The organism is Gardnerella sp. DNF00257 (assembly GCF_049262745.1).
In the GTDB taxonomy this organism is placed as follows: Bacteria; Actinomycetota; Actinomycetes; order Actinomycetales; family Bifidobacteriaceae; genus Bifidobacterium; species Bifidobacterium piotii.
The window spans coordinates 1506788-1530551 of record NZ_CP058403.1 but is presented as its reverse complement, the minus strand read 5'-3'; the positions used below and the strand labels follow the sequence as shown (position 1 = coordinate 1530551).

General features: G+C 41.1%; 16 protein-coding genes and 3 tRNA genes. 2 read left to right on the top strand and 17 right to left on the bottom strand.

Annotated elements, in window-relative coordinates; all coding sequences use genetic code 11:
- Positions 1 to 87: 87 nt before the first annotated feature.
- The gene (locus HXT23_RS06115; RefSeq protein WP_248898846.1) at positions 88 to 1104 is read right to left on the bottom strand and encodes an ROK family protein; all 1017 of its coding nucleotides are present in this window, start codon (positions 1102 to 1104) and stop codon (positions 88 to 90) included.
- 65 nt (positions 1105 to 1169) lie between these two features.
- The gene (locus HXT23_RS06110) at positions 1170 to 2102 is read right to left on the bottom strand and encodes a DUF4862 family protein (protein WP_016785152.1); all 933 of its coding nucleotides are present in this window, start codon (positions 2100 to 2102) and stop codon (positions 1170 to 1172) included.
- Between the two features lie 280 nt (positions 2103 to 2382).
- On the opposite strand from HXT23_RS06110, the gene HXT23_RS06105 reads away from it, so the two are divergent.
- On the top strand, positions 2383 to 5331 hold the full coding sequence (locus tag HXT23_RS06105; protein WP_422112848.1) for a Rib/alpha-like domain-containing protein: 2949 nt from the start codon (positions 2383 to 2385) through the stop codon (positions 5329 to 5331).
- Between the two features lie 478 nt (positions 5332 to 5809).
- Here HXT23_RS06105 and HXT23_RS06100 read toward each other — a convergent pair whose 3' ends face one another.
- Positions 5810 to 6982: a hypothetical protein gene (locus tag HXT23_RS06100; protein ID WP_205412417.1), complete on the bottom strand. Its 1173-nt coding sequence runs from the start codon at positions 6980 to 6982 to the stop codon at positions 5810 to 5812.
- A 634-nt stretch (positions 6983 to 7616) separates the two neighbouring features.
- On the bottom strand, positions 7617 to 7754 hold the full coding sequence (locus tag HXT23_RS06095; RefSeq protein WP_422112847.1) for a hypothetical protein: 138 nt from the start codon (positions 7752 to 7754) through the stop codon (positions 7617 to 7619).
- Between the two features lie 129 nt (positions 7755 to 7883).
- On the opposite strand from HXT23_RS06095, the gene HXT23_RS06090 reads away from it, so the two are divergent.
- Positions 7884 to 8774: a Fic family protein gene (locus HXT23_RS06090; RefSeq protein WP_422112846.1), complete on the top strand. Its 891-nt coding sequence runs from the start codon at positions 7884 to 7886 to the stop codon at positions 8772 to 8774.
- Positions 8775 to 9265: 491 nt separating this feature from the next.
- Here HXT23_RS06090 and HXT23_RS06085 read toward each other — a convergent pair whose 3' ends face one another.
- From HXT23_RS06085 to HXT23_RS06025, 13 genes are all read right to left on the bottom strand, one after another.
- The gene (locus tag HXT23_RS06085; protein ID WP_422112845.1) at positions 9266 to 12013 is read right to left on the bottom strand and encodes a sialidase family protein; all 2748 of its coding nucleotides are present in this window, start codon (positions 12011 to 12013) and stop codon (positions 9266 to 9268) included.
- Between the two features lie 617 nt (positions 12014 to 12630).
- Positions 12631 to 12948, bottom strand: coding sequence for a peptidase A8 (locus tag HXT23_RS06080; RefSeq protein WP_248898852.1), 318 nt, complete (start codon positions 12946 to 12948; stop codon positions 12631 to 12633).
- A 183-nt stretch (positions 12949 to 13131) separates the two neighbouring features.
- Positions 13132 to 13205, bottom strand: a tRNA-Gly gene (locus HXT23_RS06075).
- 100 nt (positions 13206 to 13305) lie between these two features.
- Positions 13306 to 14349, bottom strand: coding sequence for a M48 family metalloprotease (locus tag HXT23_RS06070; protein WP_016801878.1), 1044 nt, complete (start codon positions 14347 to 14349; stop codon positions 13306 to 13308).
- A gap of 199 nt (positions 14350 to 14548) precedes the next feature.
- Complete coding sequence (locus tag HXT23_RS06065; RefSeq protein WP_422112844.1) at positions 14549 to 16057, bottom strand: FAD-dependent oxidoreductase; 1509 nt, start codon at positions 16055 to 16057, stop codon at positions 14549 to 14551.
- Between the two features lie 190 nt (positions 16058 to 16247).
- On the bottom strand, positions 16248 to 18644 hold the full coding sequence (locus HXT23_RS06060; RefSeq protein WP_422112843.1) for a heavy metal translocating P-type ATPase: 2397 nt from the start codon (positions 18642 to 18644) through the stop codon (positions 16248 to 16250).
- A 284-nt stretch (positions 18645 to 18928) separates the two neighbouring features.
- Positions 18929 to 19001: transfer RNA gene (locus HXT23_RS06055), tRNA-Ala, on the bottom strand.
- 32 nt (positions 19002 to 19033) lie between these two features.
- A tRNA-Ile gene (locus tag HXT23_RS06050) sits at positions 19034 to 19107 on the bottom strand.
- 97 nt (positions 19108 to 19204) lie between these two features.
- Positions 19205 to 19684, bottom strand: coding sequence for a Dps family protein (locus HXT23_RS06045; RefSeq protein WP_422112842.1), 480 nt, complete (start codon positions 19682 to 19684; stop codon positions 19205 to 19207).
- A 25-nt stretch (positions 19685 to 19709) separates the two neighbouring features.
- Positions 19710 to 21041 (bottom strand): hemolysin family protein, encoded by a 1332-nt coding sequence (locus HXT23_RS06040; protein WP_422112841.1) that lies wholly within the window; start codon positions 21039 to 21041, stop codon positions 19710 to 19712.
- Positions 21042 to 21145: 104 nt separating this feature from the next.
- Complete coding sequence (locus HXT23_RS06035) at positions 21146 to 21970, bottom strand: TIGR03943 family putative permease subunit (protein ID WP_016635833.1); 825 nt, start codon at positions 21968 to 21970, stop codon at positions 21146 to 21148.
- Complete coding sequence (locus HXT23_RS06030; RefSeq protein WP_422112840.1) at positions 21967 to 23100, bottom strand: permease; 1134 nt, start codon at positions 23098 to 23100, stop codon at positions 21967 to 21969. The genes HXT23_RS06035 and HXT23_RS06030 overlap by 4 nt, the downstream gene beginning before the upstream one ends.
- On the bottom strand, positions 23094 to 23753 hold the full coding sequence (locus HXT23_RS06025) for a carbonic anhydrase (protein ID WP_422112839.1): 660 nt from the start codon (positions 23751 to 23753) through the stop codon (positions 23094 to 23096). The genes HXT23_RS06030 and HXT23_RS06025 overlap by 7 nt, the downstream gene beginning before the upstream one ends.
- Between the last annotated feature and the right edge of the window lie 11 nt (positions 23754 to 23764).

Genomic DNA, 23764 nt, shown 5'->3' with positions numbered 1-23764 from the left:
TCCTCCTTTTTTCAAATATGACTAAACTAAACAAAATTAAACATATCTAAGCGCAACCAAAACGCGACCTATCGCAATCAAACGCGACTAAACGCGATTTGAGTGAACAGCCCAAGCCGCACCAATCAGCGGAGCCGCCCCTCCAAGCTTGCCCTTAACAATCGGCGTACTTTTAATCAACGTTAATGCCGAGTCCTCAAATCCGCTTCGCATAGCGTTCCACCAAATATCGCCAGCTTCTACAACAGACCCAGAAAGCACAATCACATCTGGATCTATAAGATTCGCCATTCCTGCAACGCACTGCCCCAAGGCCTTGCCGCTTCTAGCAAGCGTTTCTTTTGCGTGCGCATCCTGACCGGAATTTGCACGCACGCAAACCTCGTAGCCGTTTTGCGCAAGCTCGGTGCCTTGTGGAAGATTGCTGTTGTAAAGAGTGGCAAGCCCAGTTCCCGAAGCCACTGGCTCAATATGACCCGCATGCGCTCCGCAAGAGCAGTCAAAGCCAACTCCCAAATCGCTAACAACGTGGCCAGCGTGGCCTGCAACTCCGTGCGCGCCTGTAAACAGCTTGCCGTTTACAATAATCGCGCCGCCAATTCCAGTGCCTATGCCAACAGAAAACACAATCGACTTTCCTCGGCCAGCTCCGTAAATCGCCTCTCCAAGGCCGTGGCCTCCAACATCACCAATCATATAAACTGGCAAGTCGGTTACGCTCTTAAACGCGTCGTAAATTCGCTGACCTCGCCAACCTGGCAGAATGTCTGTAGCAGCTACGATTTCGCCAGTTTTGCTATTTGGCACTCCTGCAGCCGCTATTCCAATTCCGCTAATGGTTTTGCCACTTTTCGCCGCATCTTCCAATATTTGCTTTGCGCGTGCCACTAAGCGATTCTTTATGTCTTCTCCGCCTTTTGCAGCTTCTGTTGGCATAGAGCCATAGTCTTCCACTGTTGGAGAAGCGCAATCTTCGCTTTCTTTACCAAAGCTAGACCCTGAAGATTCCAAAGACTCTGGCAAAGTCACCAATCCGTACGCGATTTTTGTTCCGCCTATATCAAAAGCAAGATACGTAGAGCGAGAATCTTTTACTTCGTTCATAACAATTTCCGTTTTCTTTCTTGCGTTTGCGACTTTATTTTTACTATTTACTCGACTTTACTTATTCACTCACCCTGCGCAGAAACCACAGCATCGTGAATGCGCGCCAAATATCCCAAGCGCTCCTCCACGCTCGCATCTTGCGGAACGCACACTTTTGCGCCCAAATAATCGATTGCATAATCGTCTTTTAGCGCTTCGCGAGTGGTTTCTTGAATTTCTTTAGACGTCATTAACGAAGTCGGCTCATCTGGGCTCATTGGCAAGTGGCCATCAATCCACTCGTATCCGTATTGCGTTGCATCTGGGCCAGCTCCCGAGAACATTAATCCTTGCAACACTCCCGCCTGCCTTGCCGCGCGCACGTGTTCCACTGCCGCTTGAGCATTTCGCTCTTCTACAACGCTTCTACCCCAGTTGATTGTGATTCCAATTCCCGCTTCTTTTGCAATTTGAATCTCTTCTTCTAGCGGCAGGAATCCTTTTTCTGGATTTTGGCTTTCAATATATCTATCGCAATGTTCAATCACCAACTTTGCTCCGCACCAATCGAGCTGCGCGAGTTCTTCTAGCGACTTTTTCATTGCATCCGCTTGCGCTAAACGAGTTGGAGCCGTGTGTATTTCTACATGAGATATATCGCAGCTATCTCTAATGTCTACAACGTTTGCGATTGCTTCGCGAATATCCTTAAAGAATGCGAGCGCGCGATGCCTGCCTTCTTCACTTGGGCTTGCAAGTCCAAATTCTGGATCTGGGTCAAAGTTTATGTGACGCATTGTTCCTGGAATTGCCGTAATCGTGTTTGCATGCCAATGCGATGGTATTGCGCTTGCTAGCCACGCGCGGCTTTGTGCGTCTGCCAAATCTCCTGGGTATGGAATCTCCGTTCCGTCAATCCAGCTTTGCTTGCCCAGCAAATCGTAGTATTTTTCTTGATCTTCGCGAGTTTTTGGCAACGATGCGTATGCGCCTACAACAAACTTAGCTTTCAGCATGATATCCTCCTTGAAATCGTAGCTGATTTGTATTCTGATTTGTCTTTCGACTTATCTTTCGATTTGTCTTTTGATTCGTAGATTACACCAATATCACTACAATTCGTCAGACGTCTGATAAATCTTTGTGCTTGCGACTAAATTGTTTTCAAACTAAAGCAGCTTTTGTAAAAAACATTAAATTTGATAAAATTACAAGGTTGAGTAAAATCGATTGAATTGCTCTCAATAAGACTTTCCAAATCGTCAAAATAAAACTATATAAAGTAAGGATTGTGGTATGAGAAAGGTAAGTACTATTCGCACAATTAGTGGAATTGTATTAACTTTTGGATTGGTTTTTTCGTCACTGCTTGGAATTCCAGTATTAACATCAACAGCAATTGCAAGTGAGACATTGCCATCTACCACACCTCTTACCGCACAAACCGCTCACGACATTTCAACTGGCAGAATTCGCCTAGAAAATGGCCAAATTGACCAATTGTTGTATGGAAAGCCAGCTCTAGATCCAAATGAAGACAGCGATGGCGATGACCTTAAGAACAGCGAAGAGCTTTACACGTACACAAAAGATGGACGAACCTACTACGGATACAAGTCACATCCTTTGATTAAAGACACCGATGGCGACGGATTAAACGACAAAGACGATAAAAATCCTCGCAGGTGGGATATTAGCCCCCGCGACATGGCTCTGTTTATGGAACTTGTGTATAGGGATGATAATTACGTAAATAAAGTACTTGACGACAAGCATGAGCTTACAGATATTTACAAAGATCGCAACGAATATAAGCTTATGCATAACGAACTTGCGCCATATTGGAAAGTAAAGAAAACATACCACGAGTCCGATGGATTTGATGCAGTACTTTTTGAAAATGTTAATCCTGAATACCCATTTATTGAGCAAGACGGCGTGCAAGTTCTTGGAATCCGCGGAACCCAAGGCTCAAAAGACGCAGGAATGGATTTCAAGCTATTCTTTGGCGGAGAAATTAGCCAAGCAACCACTACAGAAAAACTTATGGATGAATTAAACAGTGAACATTTAGTAAGCAATCTGTACGTTACTGGCCATTCTTTAGGCGGATATTTAACAGAACGTGCGCTTGTTTATGCTAAGCGAAAAAATTACGATTGGTTCACTAAAGCTTATACATTTAATGCTCCAAAAATTAAGGGAAGCATTTTTAGGCCATCAATGAAGCAACGAGCCGAAGAACTAAACGAACTTACTAAAAAAGGTTACGCTGAGCATTATGCCACAAAGAAAGATACGCTTATAAGCTTTATTGGTCATGTTGATGGTGCAAAAATTATAGACACTGGAAACAATGGTCACAGTTCACGTAACTTCCTAGATAAAAAGATGGACAATCAGCCAGGATTTACCGTTGGAAACAGAAAACAGATTGATGGCACTGGAACAGTAAACCCAGGCGTTACAAAAGTTAAAGAAACTCCAAAACCTGCAGAAGTAAAGCCTTACGAAGAAACTTACAAGCCAGAAGTTAAAGAAATTCTTCTTGCAAATGGCGAGCCTTTACCAAGCGATTTTAAGGATGCTTTAGCAAACGCTAAGGATCTTCCTCAAGGAGCAACTTTTGAAGATGTTACAAATCGCGATTTAATTAACATCTCTAAAGCTGGAGACTATACAGGCAAGCTTAAGATAAAAATAAATGGCACTAAAACGATTGAAAAAGAATTTATTATACGCGTAGTAAATATGCCAGAAGTCACTGTTAAAAGCGATGCCAACCTTCGTTTTGAGCTAAATTCTACATTCCCTAACGATTTTGACGCTAAGAAATATCTTGATGGCGTACCTAACGACGCTAAAGTTTCTTTGCTCAATACGCCAAATATGAACACTAAGGGCGTACAAGATATTAGCGTAAAAGTAACCTTTAATAACGGAACTAAGCGAACCGTAAAGATTCCAGTAAAAATCTATGAAGCAACACCTTGGACAGATTTGACTCCTGCACAAGAGAGCATTCCGTGGGCGGAGCTAACGCCAGCAAAAGAAGTAACTCCAGGTAAAACTATTACACCAATACCAAACGTTACAGCAGTAGAAGGTAAGAAAGTAGAAGTCAAAAAAGATACTACGATTAATGCAGATTTCGACTTTAAGCCATATTTGCAAGGTTTACCGAAAAATAGCACCGTTAAAATTATTGCGCAGCCAAACACTACAAAAATTGGCGATACTACACTTGTTGTAGAAGTGAAATTTGCAAGTGGAGCAAAGCGGAAAGTAACTCTTAAAGCTCACGTTGTAGAAATAATTCCTGCAACGCCACTAACACCAGCAAGAAAAGCAACACCGTGGGCGGAGCTAACGCCAGCAACGCCAGTAACACCAACACCAGCACCACAACCACATCCACAACCAGAGCACCCACAGACTCCAGTTCCACCTACACCGAACCCAAATCCAGAGCCTGCAAACCCTACAAACAATACAACACCGCAGACTCATCAGACTCATCAAACTCATCAAACTCATCAGCCAACCCCAAATGCGGAATCTCATAAGCAGCCTAGCGAGACTAATAGTCCACAAGCTCCTAATGCTAACAATAACTCACCAAGCAAAAGCTTTGTGGAAATTAACAACAATACAGAATCGCTCACAAATCAGAAGCAGGCACCAGAATCAACAGAAGTGCCAGAAGCACCAAAGAGCATTGCTGATTTGCTGCCAGAATTAACCAACACTCTAACTGTTGGAAACAATAACATTGCTTATGCAGGAAAGAACAATCAGATTACTGTTTCTCTAAACACAACAGCAGAATTCATGCGTAAATTGCAACTAAACAAAGCAGTAAAAGCATACGCATACATTTATTCAAGCCCTAAGCTTCTTTATAGCGTAAATGGAACAAAGCATGTAACAGTTCGCATCAACAAACAGGGCAAAGCAATATTTGATGCGATTATTCCACAAGAATATAGCGGCAATCACACTATTGTTCTTATCGACGAAAATGGCAAGCAAGTTGCATGGACTAATGTGTTAGTAAAGAAAAACGAATCTTTGCAAAATAATTCTTCAAGTGGAATTGTTTCATCGCAAACACATAGCGCTAGTATAAACAACAAGCTTCCTAATACTGGAATACAAGTGATTCCAGCTGTTTTTAGCACTGCATTAATGCTGTTTGTTTGCGCAATCATTACAGCTGCAAGAAAATCACATCTAACTAAATAGCTAATGCAAAAAACTAGATACTAAATACTAGATAGCCCACCAGCTTGCAAACAACCAAGATGGTGGGCTATATGCTAAAAAGTGCGCAAATCAGCTCATAGCCCTTGTTGCAGCAAGACTCATAGCATATAAAATGTGATTATTCTTCATTCATAGAATCACTCTAAAACAAAAATATCCAAATACTTAGCACATTGAGCAACAAAACACGTAAAAGAAAAAGGCTTGTTAGAAACCTAACAAGCCTTTAAAACTAAAGAACAGAATCCCGTCCCTAGCGGAAAACCATCTCTAGCAACAAGCATTAAGCACCTGCAAGCAGAATAAAGAACCTACACGGTAAGAAAAGGAAATTTCGGCAAACCGAGCAAACTCTAAACCCCGCGTGCAAGCTGCAGCACAAAACACGCGCCGCCGCCTAACGCAAGCCTATTTCAAGCGCGCACTCACACACTTGGCATAAGTGCGCGCGCAATGCTTAGTGACGAGCCTTGCGAACAGCAGCACCCATGCCAGCAAGCATAGTGGCAGCCAAAGCGGTCAAAGTTACGCCAACACCAGTACCAGTGTGGGTGTTACCGCGCTTGTCCTTGCCATTCTTGTTCTCAACCTCAGTCTTAGCGCCAGCAGCGGCAGCACCATTAGCAGCGCCAGCCTTACCTGGCTGAGCAGCACCTGGCTTGCCTGGCTTAGCGCCTGGCTTGCCTGGCTGAACTGTTGCAGATGGAACAAAGTTGACGCCATACTTATAGTCAGTAGCAAGAGGAGCCAAAGAAGCTGGGGTTGGATATGCAGAAACATCAGCCTTAGAAAGCTGAGCATTCTTATAAGCACCTGCATATTCGGTCAAAGCCTTAGCAAACTTACCAGCAGCCTCTTTGAAAGCCTTATCTGCATCATTAAACTTGGTCTTTGCAGCAGACAAAGCTTCCTTAGCTTCATTGATTTCCTTAGTCAAACGAGCAACTTCAGCATTGTAAGCACGAGAACCCTTATCCTTAGCGTTCTCATCCTGGTAATCCTTAAGAGCACGCTGAGCAGACTTTAAGCTATTCTCAGCCTCATGCTTAGCATTGAAAGCAGCATCAGCCTCAGCAAAAGCCTTATCCTTTGCTTCCTGAGCCTTATCCAACTTCTCCTTAGCGTCATCCAACTTAGCAAGGACAGAACGCTTTGAATCTGGAGCAGGCTTAGTGAGCTCTACAACATGATCCTCAGCAGAAGCAACACCATTCTTAGCAGAATCTAAAGCTTGCGCATCAGTCGCCAAAGAATCAACAGCAGCCAAATAAGCCACAGCCTTACCCTTAAGAGTTGCATCTTGATCAGTCTTATCTTTTTCAGCTTGAGCCTTCAAAGCAGCATCAGAGTAATTTTTATATTCAGGCTTAGCTTCCTTGTAAGCATCAATAGCAGTGTTGTCGCCATCAAACTTAGTCTTAGCAGTTTCATATGCAGTGTAAGCTTGAGTCAAGCTGTACCTTGCACCCTTTACAGCATCACTATCATCAGACTTAACGGTTGTAAGAGCAGCATTCTTAACAAGTGTGCCGTCAGCCTTAACTTCAGCCATTGCTGGGGTTGCCATTGCGAAGCCGGCAAGCAAAGTTGCGCCAGCAGCGAAAGCGGCGATAGCCTTCTTATTCATCATTTTATTTCCTTTCTTCTTCTCCTATGCGTTAGGGGCGCATAGAAAAATTTGCTCCACAATCCAAAAGCGGACTGCGGCACACGGCCAAACTAGGTGCGGCCATGTTTGCTATTAACATACCCCCCCCCCGTTTGAAAAAGTCAAGCCCCAGCCACACATGCTAAACCGAAAAAAATGATGTTATACACAAACTAATCCACAATAAAGGCCACATTGCCGTAAAATTTGTGGATAAACAACACTTAAACCGTAAAAATACGCATTTCAAGGTTTTTGAAGAATTTTCCCAGGTTTTTTTAAGGAAAGACTTTTCGCGCGTGTCGCGTCGCTTGATTCCGCACTTTGTAGCTGATTTAAGTGCGTAGAGAAACAAACTCGGGAAAACTTTCCGCTTTTTGTAGTTATAATCAGCGTGTTGAGCAACAAAAAGCGGAACCAATTGACGCATTTTGTACCAAATTTGACCCAAAACACGCACAAAAAGCGGAATAGAAGATCATGTCGATCGCGCGTTACTTACAGCGCGCTTATAAGAACTTGTATACACAAAAATCGTATTTTTTGTACATCCAATGTACAAAAAATACGATTTATACATCTTTTGTCTAAATATCACACACACTTCAGACTGAAATCAAGGGCCCGAAGCCCCAAAAGTGTGTAAAAAAATCATGTCTAGCGCATTGCAATACAAGCGTTTTGCAGTAATCAAATCTGGGCTATTCTTTACTTGCAAAATCATTCTAAACAAAGATATCCCAATATTTAACACAGATTCACGTTACTAGTTTTATCAATCACTATTGTTCCGATAAATTAAATATGTTATTCCGATACTGTTTATGTTATTCCGATAAAACGTTAAAATATAATAAAATGCAACAATGATTAAGGGTATTTTATGTACATAACAGTAAAGCAAGCTGCTGAAAAATGGGGCATATCAGATAGACGAGTAAGAATTCTATGCTCCGAAGGGAAAATTCCAGGAGTATATCGAGAAGGAAGATCCTGGAAAATACCGCATGACGCAGCAAAGCCAACCGACGGAAGATATAAAATTAGCGAATCGCTAATTCCAATCATAAAAACTAAATTAGAAACTCTTAAAACAAGAAGACCCCTAACTGAAGGAGAATTAGAAAGACTTAATGAAGAATTTCTAATAGAATACACATATAACTCAAATGCAATTGAGGGAAATACTTTAACACTGCGCGAAACAGACATGGTTCTTAGAGGGCTTACTGTTGATCAAAAATCATTAAAAGAGCACCTAGAAGTTATTGGACACAAAGAAGCCTTTGATTACGTAAAGCAGCTTGTTAGCGAAAATAAACAGATAAATGAAAAAGTTATAAAAGACATACATTATTTAGTTTTAGCCGATAAGAAAGAAGATAGAGGCGTTTATAGAAGAGTTTCCGTTCGAATTATGGGATCTACACATGAGCCACCACAACCATATTTAATCGCTTCAAAAATGGAAGAATTATTGAAAAAATACAAAAATAGCGATGAAGATATTGTTACTAAACTTGCTCGTTTTCATATAGAATTCGAAAGCATTCATCCTTTTATTGATGGAAATGGAAGAACAGGAAGACTGCTGGTCAATTTGGAATTGATGAAAGCAGGTTACCCACCAATAGATATAAAATTTACTGATCGCTTGAAATATTATGAAGCTTTTGATGAGTATCACGCAAAACATAACGTGTCTGCCATGGCAAACTTGTTTGCAAGATATTTAAATCAAAGACTTGATTTGTATTTGTCTATTTTAGAGTAATGGTCATTTTTAATTAAAGCTACGCTCAATTGGCTTTACTGTTATTCTCTCAGATAGTTGACTGAACTATTAACAGCACTGTGGTCGAATCTCCGACTTGGCCACAGATTCTGATTGGCCTATAATCCGATATTTATACAAATGCATTGCGTTGCAAGCGCGCGATTATAAAACTTGTATACACAAAAACGTATTTTTTATACATCCAATGTACAAAAACTACGATTTATACATCTTTTGTCTAAATATCACACACACTTCAGACTGAAATCAAGGGCCCGAAGCCCCAAAAGTGTGTAAAAAATCATGTCTAGCGTATTGCAATACAAGCGTTTTGCCACAATCGAATGTGTTTTCCGCACATAAAAAACAAAACAGTAAAGCGCTAATTCAATAGAATCTAATTTAACAAAACTTGTTAATAATAATCTAAACGAATCAGCGCTTTACGTATACAACTAACTACAAAAATCTAGAGTTAGCAATATTGGTTATGCAATCTTATTGCGCATTGCCTTTGCAAAGAATCCAGCAGTACCAAGAAGCATTACAACCGCAAGAACAATCAACATTGAACTTCCCGTTGAAACTTTACTAAATGCATTACGGTTCAAATCCGATTTTTCACTGCTACTATCCTTCTTGTCCGCAACTGGATTTGCGCTAACTGTTACCTCATTCCAGGCAAGCTGTTCGCCCTTCTCGTTTACAAGCACGATTGTATGCTTTCCAGAATATCCGTCTGGAATATCAACAGAAAATTGTGCATTGTCTGCAGATCCACGAACCGTTATAAACGAATTGCCATCAGAGTCCTTTAAGGCTTTAGGCGTAGAATATATAAACGCATAGGCCTTTGCTGAACCATTCTTTTGCAACTGTTGCGCAAACTCCTTGTTGGAAATCTTTCCAGAAATCTTTACAGGCTCACCAGCAACAATCTGATTATTATTCCCAACAGTAATAGCTCCCTTTAGGGATTTATCCAACTGATCAACGCTGGCTGGAGGAGCTGGAACAACATCGTATTTTGCTTTAGAATCCTCTTTCTTTTGCTCAGACTTTTGCTCATCAGCTTTCTGAGTATTAGCTTCATTCCTAGATTGATTGCTAACCTGTGGCGCCTGTTCTCTTGCAGGCGCTGGATTTTGCGAAGGCTCGGTAGGTGTAATTGTTTCCGATGGCGGATTTTGCGAAGGATTTTCTGCAGAAGGTTTTTCTGCAGATGGAGTATCCACAGAAGGATTTACATCAACGGAAGGAACAGAAGGCACAACACTATGGCTTTCCACCGCCTTTACAACGCGAATATTAATCACAGACTGAATTCCTGGCAAAGAATCTCCCACTGCATATTTTGCAGACGCAAATCGCACTGGAATCGAAACGGTCGTTCCTTCTTTAACATCCTTAGGCATTGCAATATCTAACTTTATGTTTGCGTTAGCAAAAGGCTTTACAGAAATACCAGTCTTATCTTGAATCTTCCAATCTTTATTTAATTCAGATTGTTTACCTAAATCCTTCATAGAAAGCTTTAAGTCGGAATAATCATGGCTTCCAAGATTCTTAATCTTAACTTCAATATTTTTGGCATTTTTCGGAACGTCAATAACGCTATTATCTGCGGTTACAGGAGTATAACCAAGCCAATCTTCAGATATATGAGTGTAAATAATATTGCTATTATCGCCCTCATATAAAAGTCCAAATCCGCCACCATGCTGCTTGTTCAAAACTTCAATGCAAGAATAAGCCATAGGACCAGACTTAAACAATTTGCCCGTATCCCAAGTTGCACCATCATCAAACGATACGCGAATTAAGCCGTCACTACGCCCATACGCCGAAGAAGAAGAATACACAAGAACCTTGGCTTCTGGAGACCCCATAGGCGCATCTGGGTATGCCCTAGTTATCTGAGCATTGTTTGCAGGGTCTGGAAGCTGCATCTCTTCTTTTACTTCGCCATAAGTTTCGCCGCCATCATTTGATATTGCAACAAGACGATGCCTAAAATTCTGAGGCCTAGAATTCAACATAACTCGTCCATCAGAAAGTTCTACAACCTTGTTTTCGTCCATATGTGATTTTTCACTTCTAAACCCAACAGGCTTGCCAACCTTCCAAGTCTTACCATGATCGTCGGAGTAAACCGTTACTGCTTGAATCCTTCCCGAGTTGTTTATTGTATACTGCTGCAACAAACGACCCTTATACTTGCCATGGCGAAGCTGAATGCCGTGACCAGATGCCGCAAACCTAGAGCTCCAATGCCCAACATCTGCAGTCACATCTTTAGTAATTATTTTTGGAGTGCTCCAAGTGACGCCATTGTCCTTGGAGCTAGTAACTGAAGCGTGTAAAACGTTCCTGTTTTCTGGATCTACTCCAGCGCTGGACCCACCCCAGCCGTTTCTGTAAGACTTTACAGAAAACAGGAAAATTTCATTAGTTTCACGGTCTAGCACATAAGACGGATCCGAATATCCCCATCTAGTATTTTCATCGCCATAATGCCCTTGCTTAACAACAGTTTCAGCTTCAAATGTTTTACCACCATCTTTTGAAATTCGCTGAACAATGGAGTTTGGCATAGGTGCATCGGAGCAATTACCAGGCCTCTTATCGTATGCTGCTAAAATCCAACCATTTGCAGTCTGTGTTATTGCTGGAATCCTGTAGCAAACGCTATTGGTTCTAGTTGTAAGCTTTACCGTTTTAAGACCCAAAGATGAGTCAAATTCTGTATTCTTTATACCAGTAACAGGCTTGTCTTCAACAACAATGTTATTTTCGATTACTTGGTTACCGTCCCTATCTTTTGAAACTTTCCAAACTGTTTTAGGTGTGAATTTACCCGCTTTGGCATCCTCTTCGGTTACAACATGGTACCCAAAGCCGCACTGCTGAGTTTCACCTGGCTTAAGATTTGCCCAGCGGCAATTGTTTGAATCCCCAACTCTAATATCGGAAATATTACTTTCATACGGATACGCAGTTATTGGTTGTGAACCCTTATTTGTATATGTAACCGTATATGTTAGCCTACTATTTAATTGGACATTATCTTTAAGGCCATCAGTTCTTTTAAGTGATATTTGCAAAACTGAACTATTGGGTTTACTGGATTTTTCTGAAGTAGCATTAGCCACGCCAGAGCATAAGCCTATTGCAAGAGTAATTCCAACAACAGTACCAACAACGCGCTTTGCATCTTCTATGACACTTCTACGCATACGCACTCCTATTTTTGTAACTGTTTTACATGAATCCCACAGCATTGTGAAAATCATGAACAATACCTACACCAATGTAGGAATCATTACATCAGATGATATGATGTCTGATGGACTAATCCGCAATATTAACGCTTTTTTAATAAATTTTCACAAAAATATTCACATTTTTATAGAAATATAGCATATTTTTACAAAATATACCAACAGATAAGAAAGTTATAGGTCAAAACTGTGTAAAAAATCATGTCTAGCTTATTGCAATACAAGCGTATTGCAGCAATCAAATGTGTGTTATTCTTTACTTGCAAAATCATTCTAAACAAAAATATCCAAATTTAGCGCAGCTCTGACTTTGCCACAGATTCTGCTTGGCCTATAATCCAATATTTATTCAAATGCATGCGCTGCAAGCGCGCGATTATAAAACTTGTATACACAGCACATCCAATGTACAAAAACTACGATTTATACATCTTTTGTCTAAATATCACACACAGAATTCAGACTGAAATCAACAAATCACAATCAAACCAAACACAACATATAACAAACATAGCCTTCTGAATTTTAATTAAACTCAGAAGGCTATTATTTTTAATAACTGTTTAATCTAGTTATGCTACATAGCTATCTTTTTTACTTTTAAAGATGGTTATAGCTGCAATACTTAAAACAAGAACAGCAAGAACAATCAATGGCGCTGTGAAGTAATTTGTGTAGAACTCACGCACATCAACATCTACGGAATTGATAGTCGCAGCATAAGTTGCCCAAGACAATACGCCTAATACAACATCAACAATCGCATATAAGTACGCGTCTTTATACAACTCTTTAACTGACTTGCTGCTTTTAACCCAAAGCATTACAGACAAAACCAAGCCTATTAACATTGATGCAACAGCAACAAGTGCAAACAACATATCTAACATAAAAAAACCTCCTGCCCAATTAAATCCTCTACCATAGCGGATTTAATACGATTTTAATTTAACTAAGATTTTCGTGTCAATATTAAAAAAAAATTATAGAATTTTGCACATTATTTTCACATTTAGCGTACTTCTAAGACATAAGAACAAGCCACAAACGTTGATATATCAACGTTTTCTACATGGAGCGGACAACGGGAATCGAACCCGCCTCTGAAGCTTGGGAAGCTTCCATTCTACCGATGAACTATGTCCGCATGCTCGGTTACTCCGCGATTAATCCTTACCGATAATCTGCCTACAAACAAGCAAATAGGCGCTCAAGAATCAATCTAAAAAGCAAACCATCTAAGAATATCACGCTCCGCTAACTGCTACAACTCCGCCAGAAACACCTTTGCCGTATTCAACATTGTATTTAGCGCCATTCTTAAAACGAAACACGCTATCGCCATCACGCTCAATATGATCGATTTCTCCATGCGCATCTTCTTGCACAAGACTTTCCATCTTACTAGACATAAGCATTAAAGAGTCGACTCGCTTGTTAACATCTGGCTGCCTAGAAAACAGCTTTAAAAGCTTGGAATCGTAGTTTGCAAACGGATTTACAATCATAAGTGAAGCAATAGCTTGCACTCCCGAATGCAAATCCATCTTATGCATCTTAACTCCGTAGGAAATTTTGTTTAGAGCAGAAGCCAAAGCCGCAGGGTCGCCAGTAAGCATACTTGCACTTCGATCTGCATCCAGCTCGCGCGCTCTAGAAATCGCAAGCTTAACAAATAGAGAACCAAGCGGCACAAAAATGGCACTTAAAACCTTGCCAATAACTTTTAGTACAGGGCAACGCCTTTTAGCAGATTTTGCACACTCACTTCCCGAATACATAAGCACATACCCAAAATACGTAATAACTGTTGCGATTGCAGATGCAACCGTTGAATTCAAAATATCGTGATTATAAACATGAATAAGCTCGTGGCTTACAACGCCACGCAACTCGCGCTCGTTTAGAATATTCAAAAGACCACGAGTGCAGCAAATTGTTGCGTGACGCTCGCTTCTACCAATTGCAAAAATATTCGGACTGTCTGTTGGAGCAACATAAATGCGCGGCATAGGCTTTTCGATTTGCGCAGAAATCTCGCGAACAATGCCGTATAAAACAGGTTCTTCGTTCTCGCTAATTTCGCTAGCACTCATAATGCGCGTGGCAACTTTTCCAGAAAGCCAATAAGCGCATAAGCTTAAAATTATTGCAATAATTGCAAACCAAACCAGCATCGACAAACGCAATCCAGCAACAATCCACAGCAAAGCAGCAAATAGCCATATTAGAGAAAACAACACTACTGTTTTCAAATTGTTGCAATAGCGCATACCCATGTTGCCAAACATGCTTTTGATTTTAATAATCGCAACTGTAATTTTGCTGAATGAAAACTGTGTATTTAATGTTTATGATTTAACACACTTAAAACAGGTGAATAAATGTTGAAAAGTGGCCACTTTCTGCGCAATTTGGCTACAGTTTAATGGCCACTAATCAATGTTTACTAATCAATGTTTACCAATCAATGCGTACACTCAATATAAACTATTGTTTAATTTCCGCTATATCCATAAGCATTTGTTTAGATACGACTTTTTTGCGAGCGCGATTTTCTGCTAATCCAGATTCCACCTCGAAAGCATCAATCCTCTTCCACCCTTCAAAATCAACCACTTTGACTCCTCTAGATTCAAGAAGATTTTCAATAGACTTAGGGTCTCTATCTGTTGCCAATCTGCCAGGAAGTGCAGGAATCTCAGAAAGCGCAGGAAGTGCGGTTTCACATTCTTCGGTCGAGCTTTTTGCTAAGTCTTCCAGCATATTTTCAACGACTTGCAAAGCGTCCGACTTTGTAGAACCAATCAACCCGACTGGCCCTCGCTTAGCCCAACCAGTTGCATACAAGCGTGGGCAAACAACCCCATTTTGCGCAGAAGTTAAAATCCTGCCATCTCTGTTTGCAAGAAGTGCGCGAGAAGAGTCGTAAGCAACTCCACTAACTTGCGCAGGCTTATATCCAATCGCATGGTAAACTGCCTGAACTGGATATTCTTCAAACTCGCCAGTGCAAGTCATTTTGCCATCCGCGCTTGTAGCTGTGCGCTCTACACGAATCGCAACAACCTGCCCATTTTCTCCCAGAATCTCAACTGGATTTGCGTTAAAGTGAATAATGTAGCGCTTATTTGCAGGATTGCCTTCAAAGTCAACGTTTCCACCGTCTTGCATATCTTCGCTCAAATCGCGTATAGCAAAAAGCTCTTCTACCATTTGGCGAGTCAGCTTGTCTTTTCCAGCAACATCAATTGTTTCGTCGTCCAGGTCAAAATCGCTTTCGTTTACAACTATTTGCACACCAGAAAGCTTTTCCATCTCACGCAATTCTTGCACGGAGAATTTAGCTTGAGCAACGCCTCGTCGAATAAACAAGTGAAGTGTTTTAGCCTGATTTTTAAGCAAACCATTGTAAACGTCGTCGGAAATATCCGTGTGCTCTCTAAGATAATCCGCGTCTCGCAAAAGCTCACGCGCAACATCCATAGCAACGTTTCCGCCGCCAACAACAGCCACTTGGCTGGCATCAAGCGGCCACGTTCGCTCGCTGGTAGGATATCCGTCGTACCATTCCACAAACTTTGCAGCGCCATAAACGCCGTTTAACGATGCTCCTGGAATACCAAGCGGCTTATCTTCTACAGCGCCCGTAGCAAACAGAATTGCGTCATAGCGCGGCAACAAATCTTCTAGTGTAATATCTTTGCCAAATTCAACATTCGCATACAAGTGAATATTTGGATTATCAAGCGTTTTAGCTAATGCATCTGCAATAAATTTTATACTCGGATGGTCTGGAGCAACGCCATATCGAACCAGGCCAAATGGCACTGGCAACTTTTCAAATAAATCGATTCTAGCGGCCGTACCCAAGCCCATGCCGTCGCCTAGTTTTTTAAGCTGACGAAGAAAAATATCTGACGAGTAAATTCCAGCAGGCCCCGCGCCAATAACTGCGATTCGCAATTCGTGCGAATCCGCATTATAATTCGTTTCCATAAATTTTCCCATGTTGTTATTCAAATTTTGTTATTCAACTTTTGTTATGTTAAAACATTACATTTTGCGTGTTTCGAGCATTCTTAAGCCTAATCTTTTTGAAGATTTACATAATCGCTTCCTTAAATGCTCCACTACTTAGACTAGCGCCTTGATTCATTCAAGAAAAGAGCAAAGTGAATATTGTCACTTACGCACGTTTGCCTTTCAACGCTGTTAGCGCCCACAAAATTGACACAACATCAATCATCTCTTGCATCATAGCTCCAAGAACGGCAGGAATCAGCCCAAAAGCAGCCGCAATCATGCTTATAACAGCCAAACCAATTCCCAACATAACAGCTTGAATCATAACTCTCTTCGTGTGTTTTGCAACGCTTACAGCGTTTGCTACAGCATAAATGTTGTTGTTCATAATCACAACTTGCGCGCACTCCGAAGCTGCTGTATCCGTGCCATCTGTTAAAGCCACACCAATGTTTGCTGCAGCCAAAACTGGAGCATCATTTACGCCATCTCCAACCATCATTGTTACGCGCTTATCTTTTTTCTTATGCATAAAGCTGCTAAAGATGCCAAAACTGCCGCAATCTTCTTCGCTTTTGTAATCACTATAGTGCTGTTTTATGCACTCAAGTTTGTCTTGCGGTAGCAAATTAGCCTTTACTCGCTCAATCCCAACGCTTTTTGCTATTGTTTGAGCAGCTTGCAAGCCGTCTCCTGTAAGCATGCTTATTGAACGAATGCCAAGCTCCTTTAGTTTTTGAATCGTTGATTTTGCATTTTCTCTAGGCACGTCTTTTAGAACGATTCGACCAACAAGTTTGCCATCAAAAGAAACGTATGTTGCCATTTCGTCGGCAGCAAGTTTTTCAAAGTTGCTTTCTATTTTTGATATATTTTTTGCGTTTTCTATATTTTCTATATTTTCTACATTTGCATGTTTGGCTTTATCTTCGGCTGCTTGCGACTTTTCCGCGAGCTTGCCAGGGCACGCATTCAAAACGTAGCTTTTTCGCCCAACTCTAACGTTTATACCATCCACACTTGCGCATATACCTTGCCCAGCAGTTTCTTTAACACCGCTTATAACTGGATATTCGCGAACGCTTGGAAGTTGCGGAATAGCAGATGGATGCGCGTTTTGCCAAAGATCTGCTCCAGCTTTTGCAATTCCTCCTGCAAGAATGTGCTGCGAGTAGGTTTCCAAAACACCTGCAAACATTAGGATTCTATTTTGCAACCCACTATTTTCTTGATTTACGCCATCTTTGCCATCTGCGCTATCTGCGCTATCTTCGCCATCTTTATGATTCGCTAAATCCACTCTAACAACTTGAGGCTGCTTAACAGTAAGCGTTCCCGTTTTGTCGAAGAAAACATCACTTACACAACTTAATTGCTCTAAAACATCCTGACTTTTTACAACAATCCCAAGCTTTGCAAGCCTTCCCGTTCCTGCCATAAATGCCACCGGCACAGCGATTAATAGTGGGCAAGGCGTAGCTAGCACCAACACTTGCGCAAATCTTAAAGCCTGCCCAGATACAGCCCAAGCGCTAAATGCAATCACAAAAGAAAGCACCGTAAATGGAACGGAAAGCATATCCGCAAATCGAACTACAACTGCCTTGGAGCTTCTTGCAGATTCAACCAACTTCATGATTTTTTGATATTGCGAATTTTGCGATAACTTAGTTACGCGCATAATTAACACAACACCGCCATTTACACACCCAGACAACACTTGCGCGCCAGCAAACACTTCACGCGGAAGCGACTCGCCATTTATTGCGCTTGTGTCTAAAACCGCAGAACCGCTTAAAAGCTCACCGTCTACAGGAACTGTTTCTCCTGGAAGCACAACTATTACATTGCCAATTTTTAGATCTTCAACTGGAACTGTTTTGTATCTTTGCAATTGGCTAGAAGACTTTACATCTTGCAATATTGGGCATTCTTTAGAGTTATTGTTACATTTTTTACACGATTCACAACTAGTAAAATCTTTAGGTTCTTGCAATGCCTCTAGCGAAGATTCATCGCTTACTTTTCTAAAATGATTATGATCAAGCAGAGCACATTGCTCACAAGATTCACCGCACACTATTCCAGGAAGTGTCATTAAATGCGCGGTTTGAGGAGACGCATTTACTAAAAGCGACAGATTTTTTTGCGCTGCATCTTGCGCAAAGTCTTCGATTGCACCGCCTGTAAACACCATTACAACAATCAAATAACTTGCCCAAAATTCGCCTATACAAAGCGTTGCGAGCAATGCAATAAACGCAAGCAAGTCAATTCCAAGCGTGCCATGCGCCAAATCATCAATCATACTTAAAAGCGACTTAGCACATGTGTATAAAACTAAACATGTTATTATACTTTGCCCGATTGTAAGGCTTATTTGCGCATTAAAATCAACGTTTATCAGTGAAAATAGTTGATTTAACGTCTTGCTTATAGCTTTGCAAAAATCGAGTATAAAACTTAGATTGCTAGAATAAAACGCCGCAATAAACGGGAACAAAACTAAAACGATTACTAATTGAGGAGCACGACGGCAATACGCTAAAAGTTTACGCATACACTTTCCTTACGCTGATCAGGTTAACCGCGTTAAACGCTGCTAACACACGATTTCACGCCTTGTTAACCCATTGAGCAGCTATTTATAAGATTTATAACAGCAAGCCCAATACACGGCGTAAGAGGTTATATTGACTTAACAAATTTAGTTTACCAAAAGGCCTAGATGAGAAGCATTCTCATATAGCAAGACGCGCGCAAGCACAACAAACACCCCAAAACACAATACGGACCCCATGCATGAAAAAAGGGCTTCTAGCGATTGGCTAGAAACCCTATTTGTGGAGCTAAGGAGACTCGAACTCCTGACCCTCTGCTTGCAAAGCAGATGCGCTACCAGCTGCGCCATAGCCCCATTGGAGAAAATGAACAAGATGTTCAATTTCGTGGGCCCGGGAGGACTTGAACCTCCGACCTCATCCTTATCAGGGATGCGCTCTAACCACCTGAGCTACGGGCCCAACTTGTATGTTGAAAACATACAAGTAGTTAGATTAGCACAGACACAGAAAATGTCAAATAGCAAATCTAAGCGTGTCGCAAAATTATTCTACAAAATTATTCTAAATGGCTACGCATAAACCACTGGAACTTTTCAAGCTGCTGAACATGGTCTTGAATAATGTTTGAGCTAACAATATCAAGATTATCAAGCTGCGCAATGGCATTCCTATCGTCTGCAATCATATCGTTGTAATACTCAATTAACGCTTGCAAATACTCTTTGGTGGACTTTCTACCACTAAGAGCAAAACGCTTCCATGTGCGCGAAGCTACAACATCGTCTGCGCGACCAAGTGGGGAGCCTCCAAGCGTTGCAATTCGCTCAGCTGTCTCATCTGCTTGAGCCAAAACTTCTGCAACTTGAGGGTCAAGCATTTCGTGAACTGCAATAAAGTCTGGGCCTGTAACATTCCAATGTGCATGCTTTAAGACTAAAGCAGCTTCCTGCTCGTGGCTTAAACGATTTTGCAAAACCGCAATAGCTTTCTCACTAGAAGCCTCATCTAAGCCTGGCACAATATGCATTAAAGCCATAGTATCCTCCATTTTTTGTTTTTTATTAATTTTTACTATTGATTTTGTTCAAATCTTTATTTTGCTCTGTTTTTCTAACTTCAATCGTAGCAATTCTACGACCATCCACTTCTACAACAGTCATATCGTAGCCATCCGCATCGTGCAAAACAGCGCCAACCTTACCCATCGAGCCTGTACGAGCCAAAAAATACCCTGCAACCGTTTCGTAAGGGCCATCTTCCAATTCGATTCCAGTAACATCTGCAAAGTCTTCAATCGTCATTCCGCCGTCAACAGTAGCCACTCCGTTTACAAACGCCGTAGACTTACTATCGCGGGTTAAATCAGACTCATCTGGCAAGTCGTACTCGTCTCGAATATCTCCAACAAGCTCCTCGGTCATATCTTCAAGAGTTACAATACCATCAGTTCCACCATATTCGTCAATAACAACCGCAAGATGAACCCCTCGCTTTCTAAGAAGCTCAAGGCTTGGAAGCAACTTAGACGTTCCAGGAAGACTTATTCCCTCTCTAGTTACGTCTGCTACAGTTTTTGCATTTGGATCTTTAACATCCAGCAAATCTCGAACGTGAACAAATCCAATAACATCATCAAAATCCTTGCCTGTTACTGGGTACCTAGAATACGGAAGCTCGCGAATCTTTGCAGCAGCATCTTCTAGACTTAGTGAGCCATCCAAAAACTCAACGTCTGCACGAGGACGCATAACTTCGGCAACAATCGTCTCCGAAGCGTCAAAAACATCGTCTAAAATAGTGCGCTCATCTTGGCTAAGTTTTTTATTGGAATTAACTAAAACGCGCAACTCTTCGTCGGAAACTTCACTTTCTTTTTCATTTGGATCGAACCCAAGAAGGCGCACAAAACCGTTGGTATTCTTAGCAATCAACCATATTAAAGGCTTGCATATTTTAGAAAACACATCTACTGCAGGAACAACAGCCCTTGCGATTTGCTCCGATCGCTGCATTGCAATTCTTTTTGGAACAAGCTCAGAAATTACGATTGAAAAATAAGATATTATAAGCGTTAAAACAATAGTCGTAAGCGGGCCTGCTACATGTTTTGAAACACCCCAAGACTCCACTAATGGCACAACATGAGGCGCTATTGCAGATTCGCCAAAAGATGCCGAAAGAAAACCAGAAAGCGTAACTCCGATTTGAAGAGTGGAAAGAAAAGTGTTTGGATCGCGAGCGATTTTTGCTACGCGCGCTCCTCTCGCATCCTGCGATTCCATGCGATCCAACTGCGACGATCGCAAGTTAACAAGCGCAAGTTCGGTTGCTGCAAATATGGAACCAAACAAAAGGAACACAACAATGAGTGCAATGTTAAAACCCAACGACATACTTGCTATCTTAGTTGAATTTAGCGCATATAAAAAGTGCATATAAAAGCAATATTAATATTAATAATGTTGATAATATGCGGATAATAAACAAATACACGCAATCAAGTTCTATAGAAATACCCCGAAGGCGCTTTATTCAAAACGCTAGCGGATTCAACTTTAAGAACAATTCCATCTTGCGAGTAACCTTTTACCCCAACTTTTCCAAGAGCTATTTTGGCTTTAACAACAACCCACTGATGCTGCGAAAACTGCAAATTTTTAGGCATTTGTGCAACAAAACCAAATGGGCTCATATCTAAAATGCAACAAGACATAAACTGCCTAGATATGCGAACCTGATCTTTAGAAAGCGTAGATTCTTTGCTTACAAACCCTTTTACAACAATCGTATAATCTTTGTATTTATCAAAATTATGGTCAATTTCGTTATACCAATTGCCAAAATCATCGTCTGAAACAACAATTTTTTTATTAACTACATCTAATCCGCTTAAATTTTTTTTATTATTTTTACGATTAGACGCGATTGCTATTGCGCGACCAGATGCATATTCGTCAAAACCTGCAGACTTTAAAGAACCGCCACCCAGTGCAGATTGAGACATTTGCAATGGGATTAAAATAATAAGCATTGGCGCTACGATTGAAACCATTATTTTTTTGCAATCTTTAACATGCGCAGAAAAAATTCCAAAAAGTGAGCAAATCCCTAAAACAAAAAGCAAAATCGCAGCAAAAATAAGATAAGCAAAGGCACGCGGAGTAGTTAAAATTGCGTAAGAGCCGCTTAGCGCACTGTGCATCAACGTTGCAGAAAAACAAAATAAGCACAACGCCTGAATAATACTTGGAAATGTTATTTTTTTAGACAATTTTGCAGAATTTGCAGAATTTGCAGAATTTATAATCACAGCATCACTCACAGCATTACTCCCCACGCAAAATGAACAATAAGCGCAGCAAACAAGCAGAACACAACAATCGTTGCAATTAAGCGCAAAACAAAGCCAGTTTTGCAATCTTCAACAAGCATAAGCGTGTTTTTTATGTCTAGCATTGGCCCAAAAAGTAGAAAAACAATTACCGAACTCATTGGAAGAGAAGAAGCCAAAGAGCGAGCGATTACAGCGTCGGAACTGGAGCAAAGTGAACTTGCGTACGCTATTAGCATCATTGCTGGAATCGCAACAAAAACAGTTGTTGTATTAACTTTTGACGCAGGATCTGCACCAAGCCAAACTCGAATAATCGAAGCTACTATTGTTCCAAACAAAATTATTGGCATTAGTCGCATAAAATCTGAGTAAATGTGATGTGCGTAAGTTTTCAAACTATTTTTAATATCAGACTTAAAGCTGGAAGAATTTTTATACGAAGAATTGCCACTTTGCAACTTATTAAAATCTGCGCACGCTGCACAATCAACACAATCCGCGCGAACTTTTTCCAATACATTCTGCCTTAAAACTTGCGACTTTACGGGAAAAATCACAAAACTAACACCCACTAAAAGAGCAACACCAACGCCCAAAGCCACTCGAGTTACAGCAACTGCTGGAACGTCTGCAAAAGCATACCAAGTGGCCCAAATAGAAACAGGATTTACCACTGGCACAGCGCACAAAAACGTTACAGCACAAGGCAAAGGCAGCTTTCTAGCAACAAGACGAGAAAAAGTTGGAACAACAACGCAATCGCAAACAGGAACGCACACACCTGCAAGAATCGCAGCCAAAAATCCGTTTGCAATAGACTTTGGAGCGTGTTTTTCAATAAAATCTTCCGTAACCCATGTTTCTACAGCAGCAGAAACAAGAACACCAATTAACGTAAAGGGAACGGCTTGCAAAAGTAGCCCCGAAACACCCCTAATAACAGTGTTTACAGGCAGCCACGGGTTGCGCGCTTGCAATGCTGGGGCCATGGCAATAATAAGAGCCGCAAAAGGCACTCCTATAATCAAATATAGATAGTTTGCAGAATTTGCTTGTTTTGCTTTACTTGCTTTTTCTACTTGGATAGTTGTTTTTGCTTCGATTTCTGTTTTTAGCATGACAACACTTCCACCAAGCCGTCACTCATTCGATACCTTGCTCCAACAAGCATCAAAGCGTCTTTGAAAACAGCTTCGCGAATTATTTGTGATTTTTCGCAAATTTCAGCCAAAATATTAGACACGTGAATACGTTCAATATCATCTGTATCTAAATTTTCCTCAACACCTGCGAGCGCAGCAGGCCCTAAAGAACGCAGCAATATTGACTCGCTCGACTCAATTATTTCGTTTGTTTTATCTTCGCCGTATTCAGAAACCAGCTTTTGCACATTCGGCAAAACAGCCTGTACAGCACCGCAATGCTCATGCCCAAGCACAACCAACACTTTTACTCCCAAATCACTTACAGCGTATTCTAGCGAAGCTATTACGGCATCATCCAACACTTCTCCAGCTGTGCGAACAGAAAAAATATCGCCCAAACCAGCATCGAATATAAATTCTGGAGCAACTCGCGAATCTGCGCACGAAAGCACAACAGCTCCAGGATGCTGACCGTCAATAAGTTTCATGCGCGATTCTGAATTTACGCCTGCATGCTCTGAATTGCCGTCTGCAAATTTGCGATTCCCTGCAAGCATTGCGTTTAATACCGATGTAGCTAAAACTGAATCTTCATTAGCAAAATCTTCGCTGACTTCTTCTTGCATTATTACCTCCT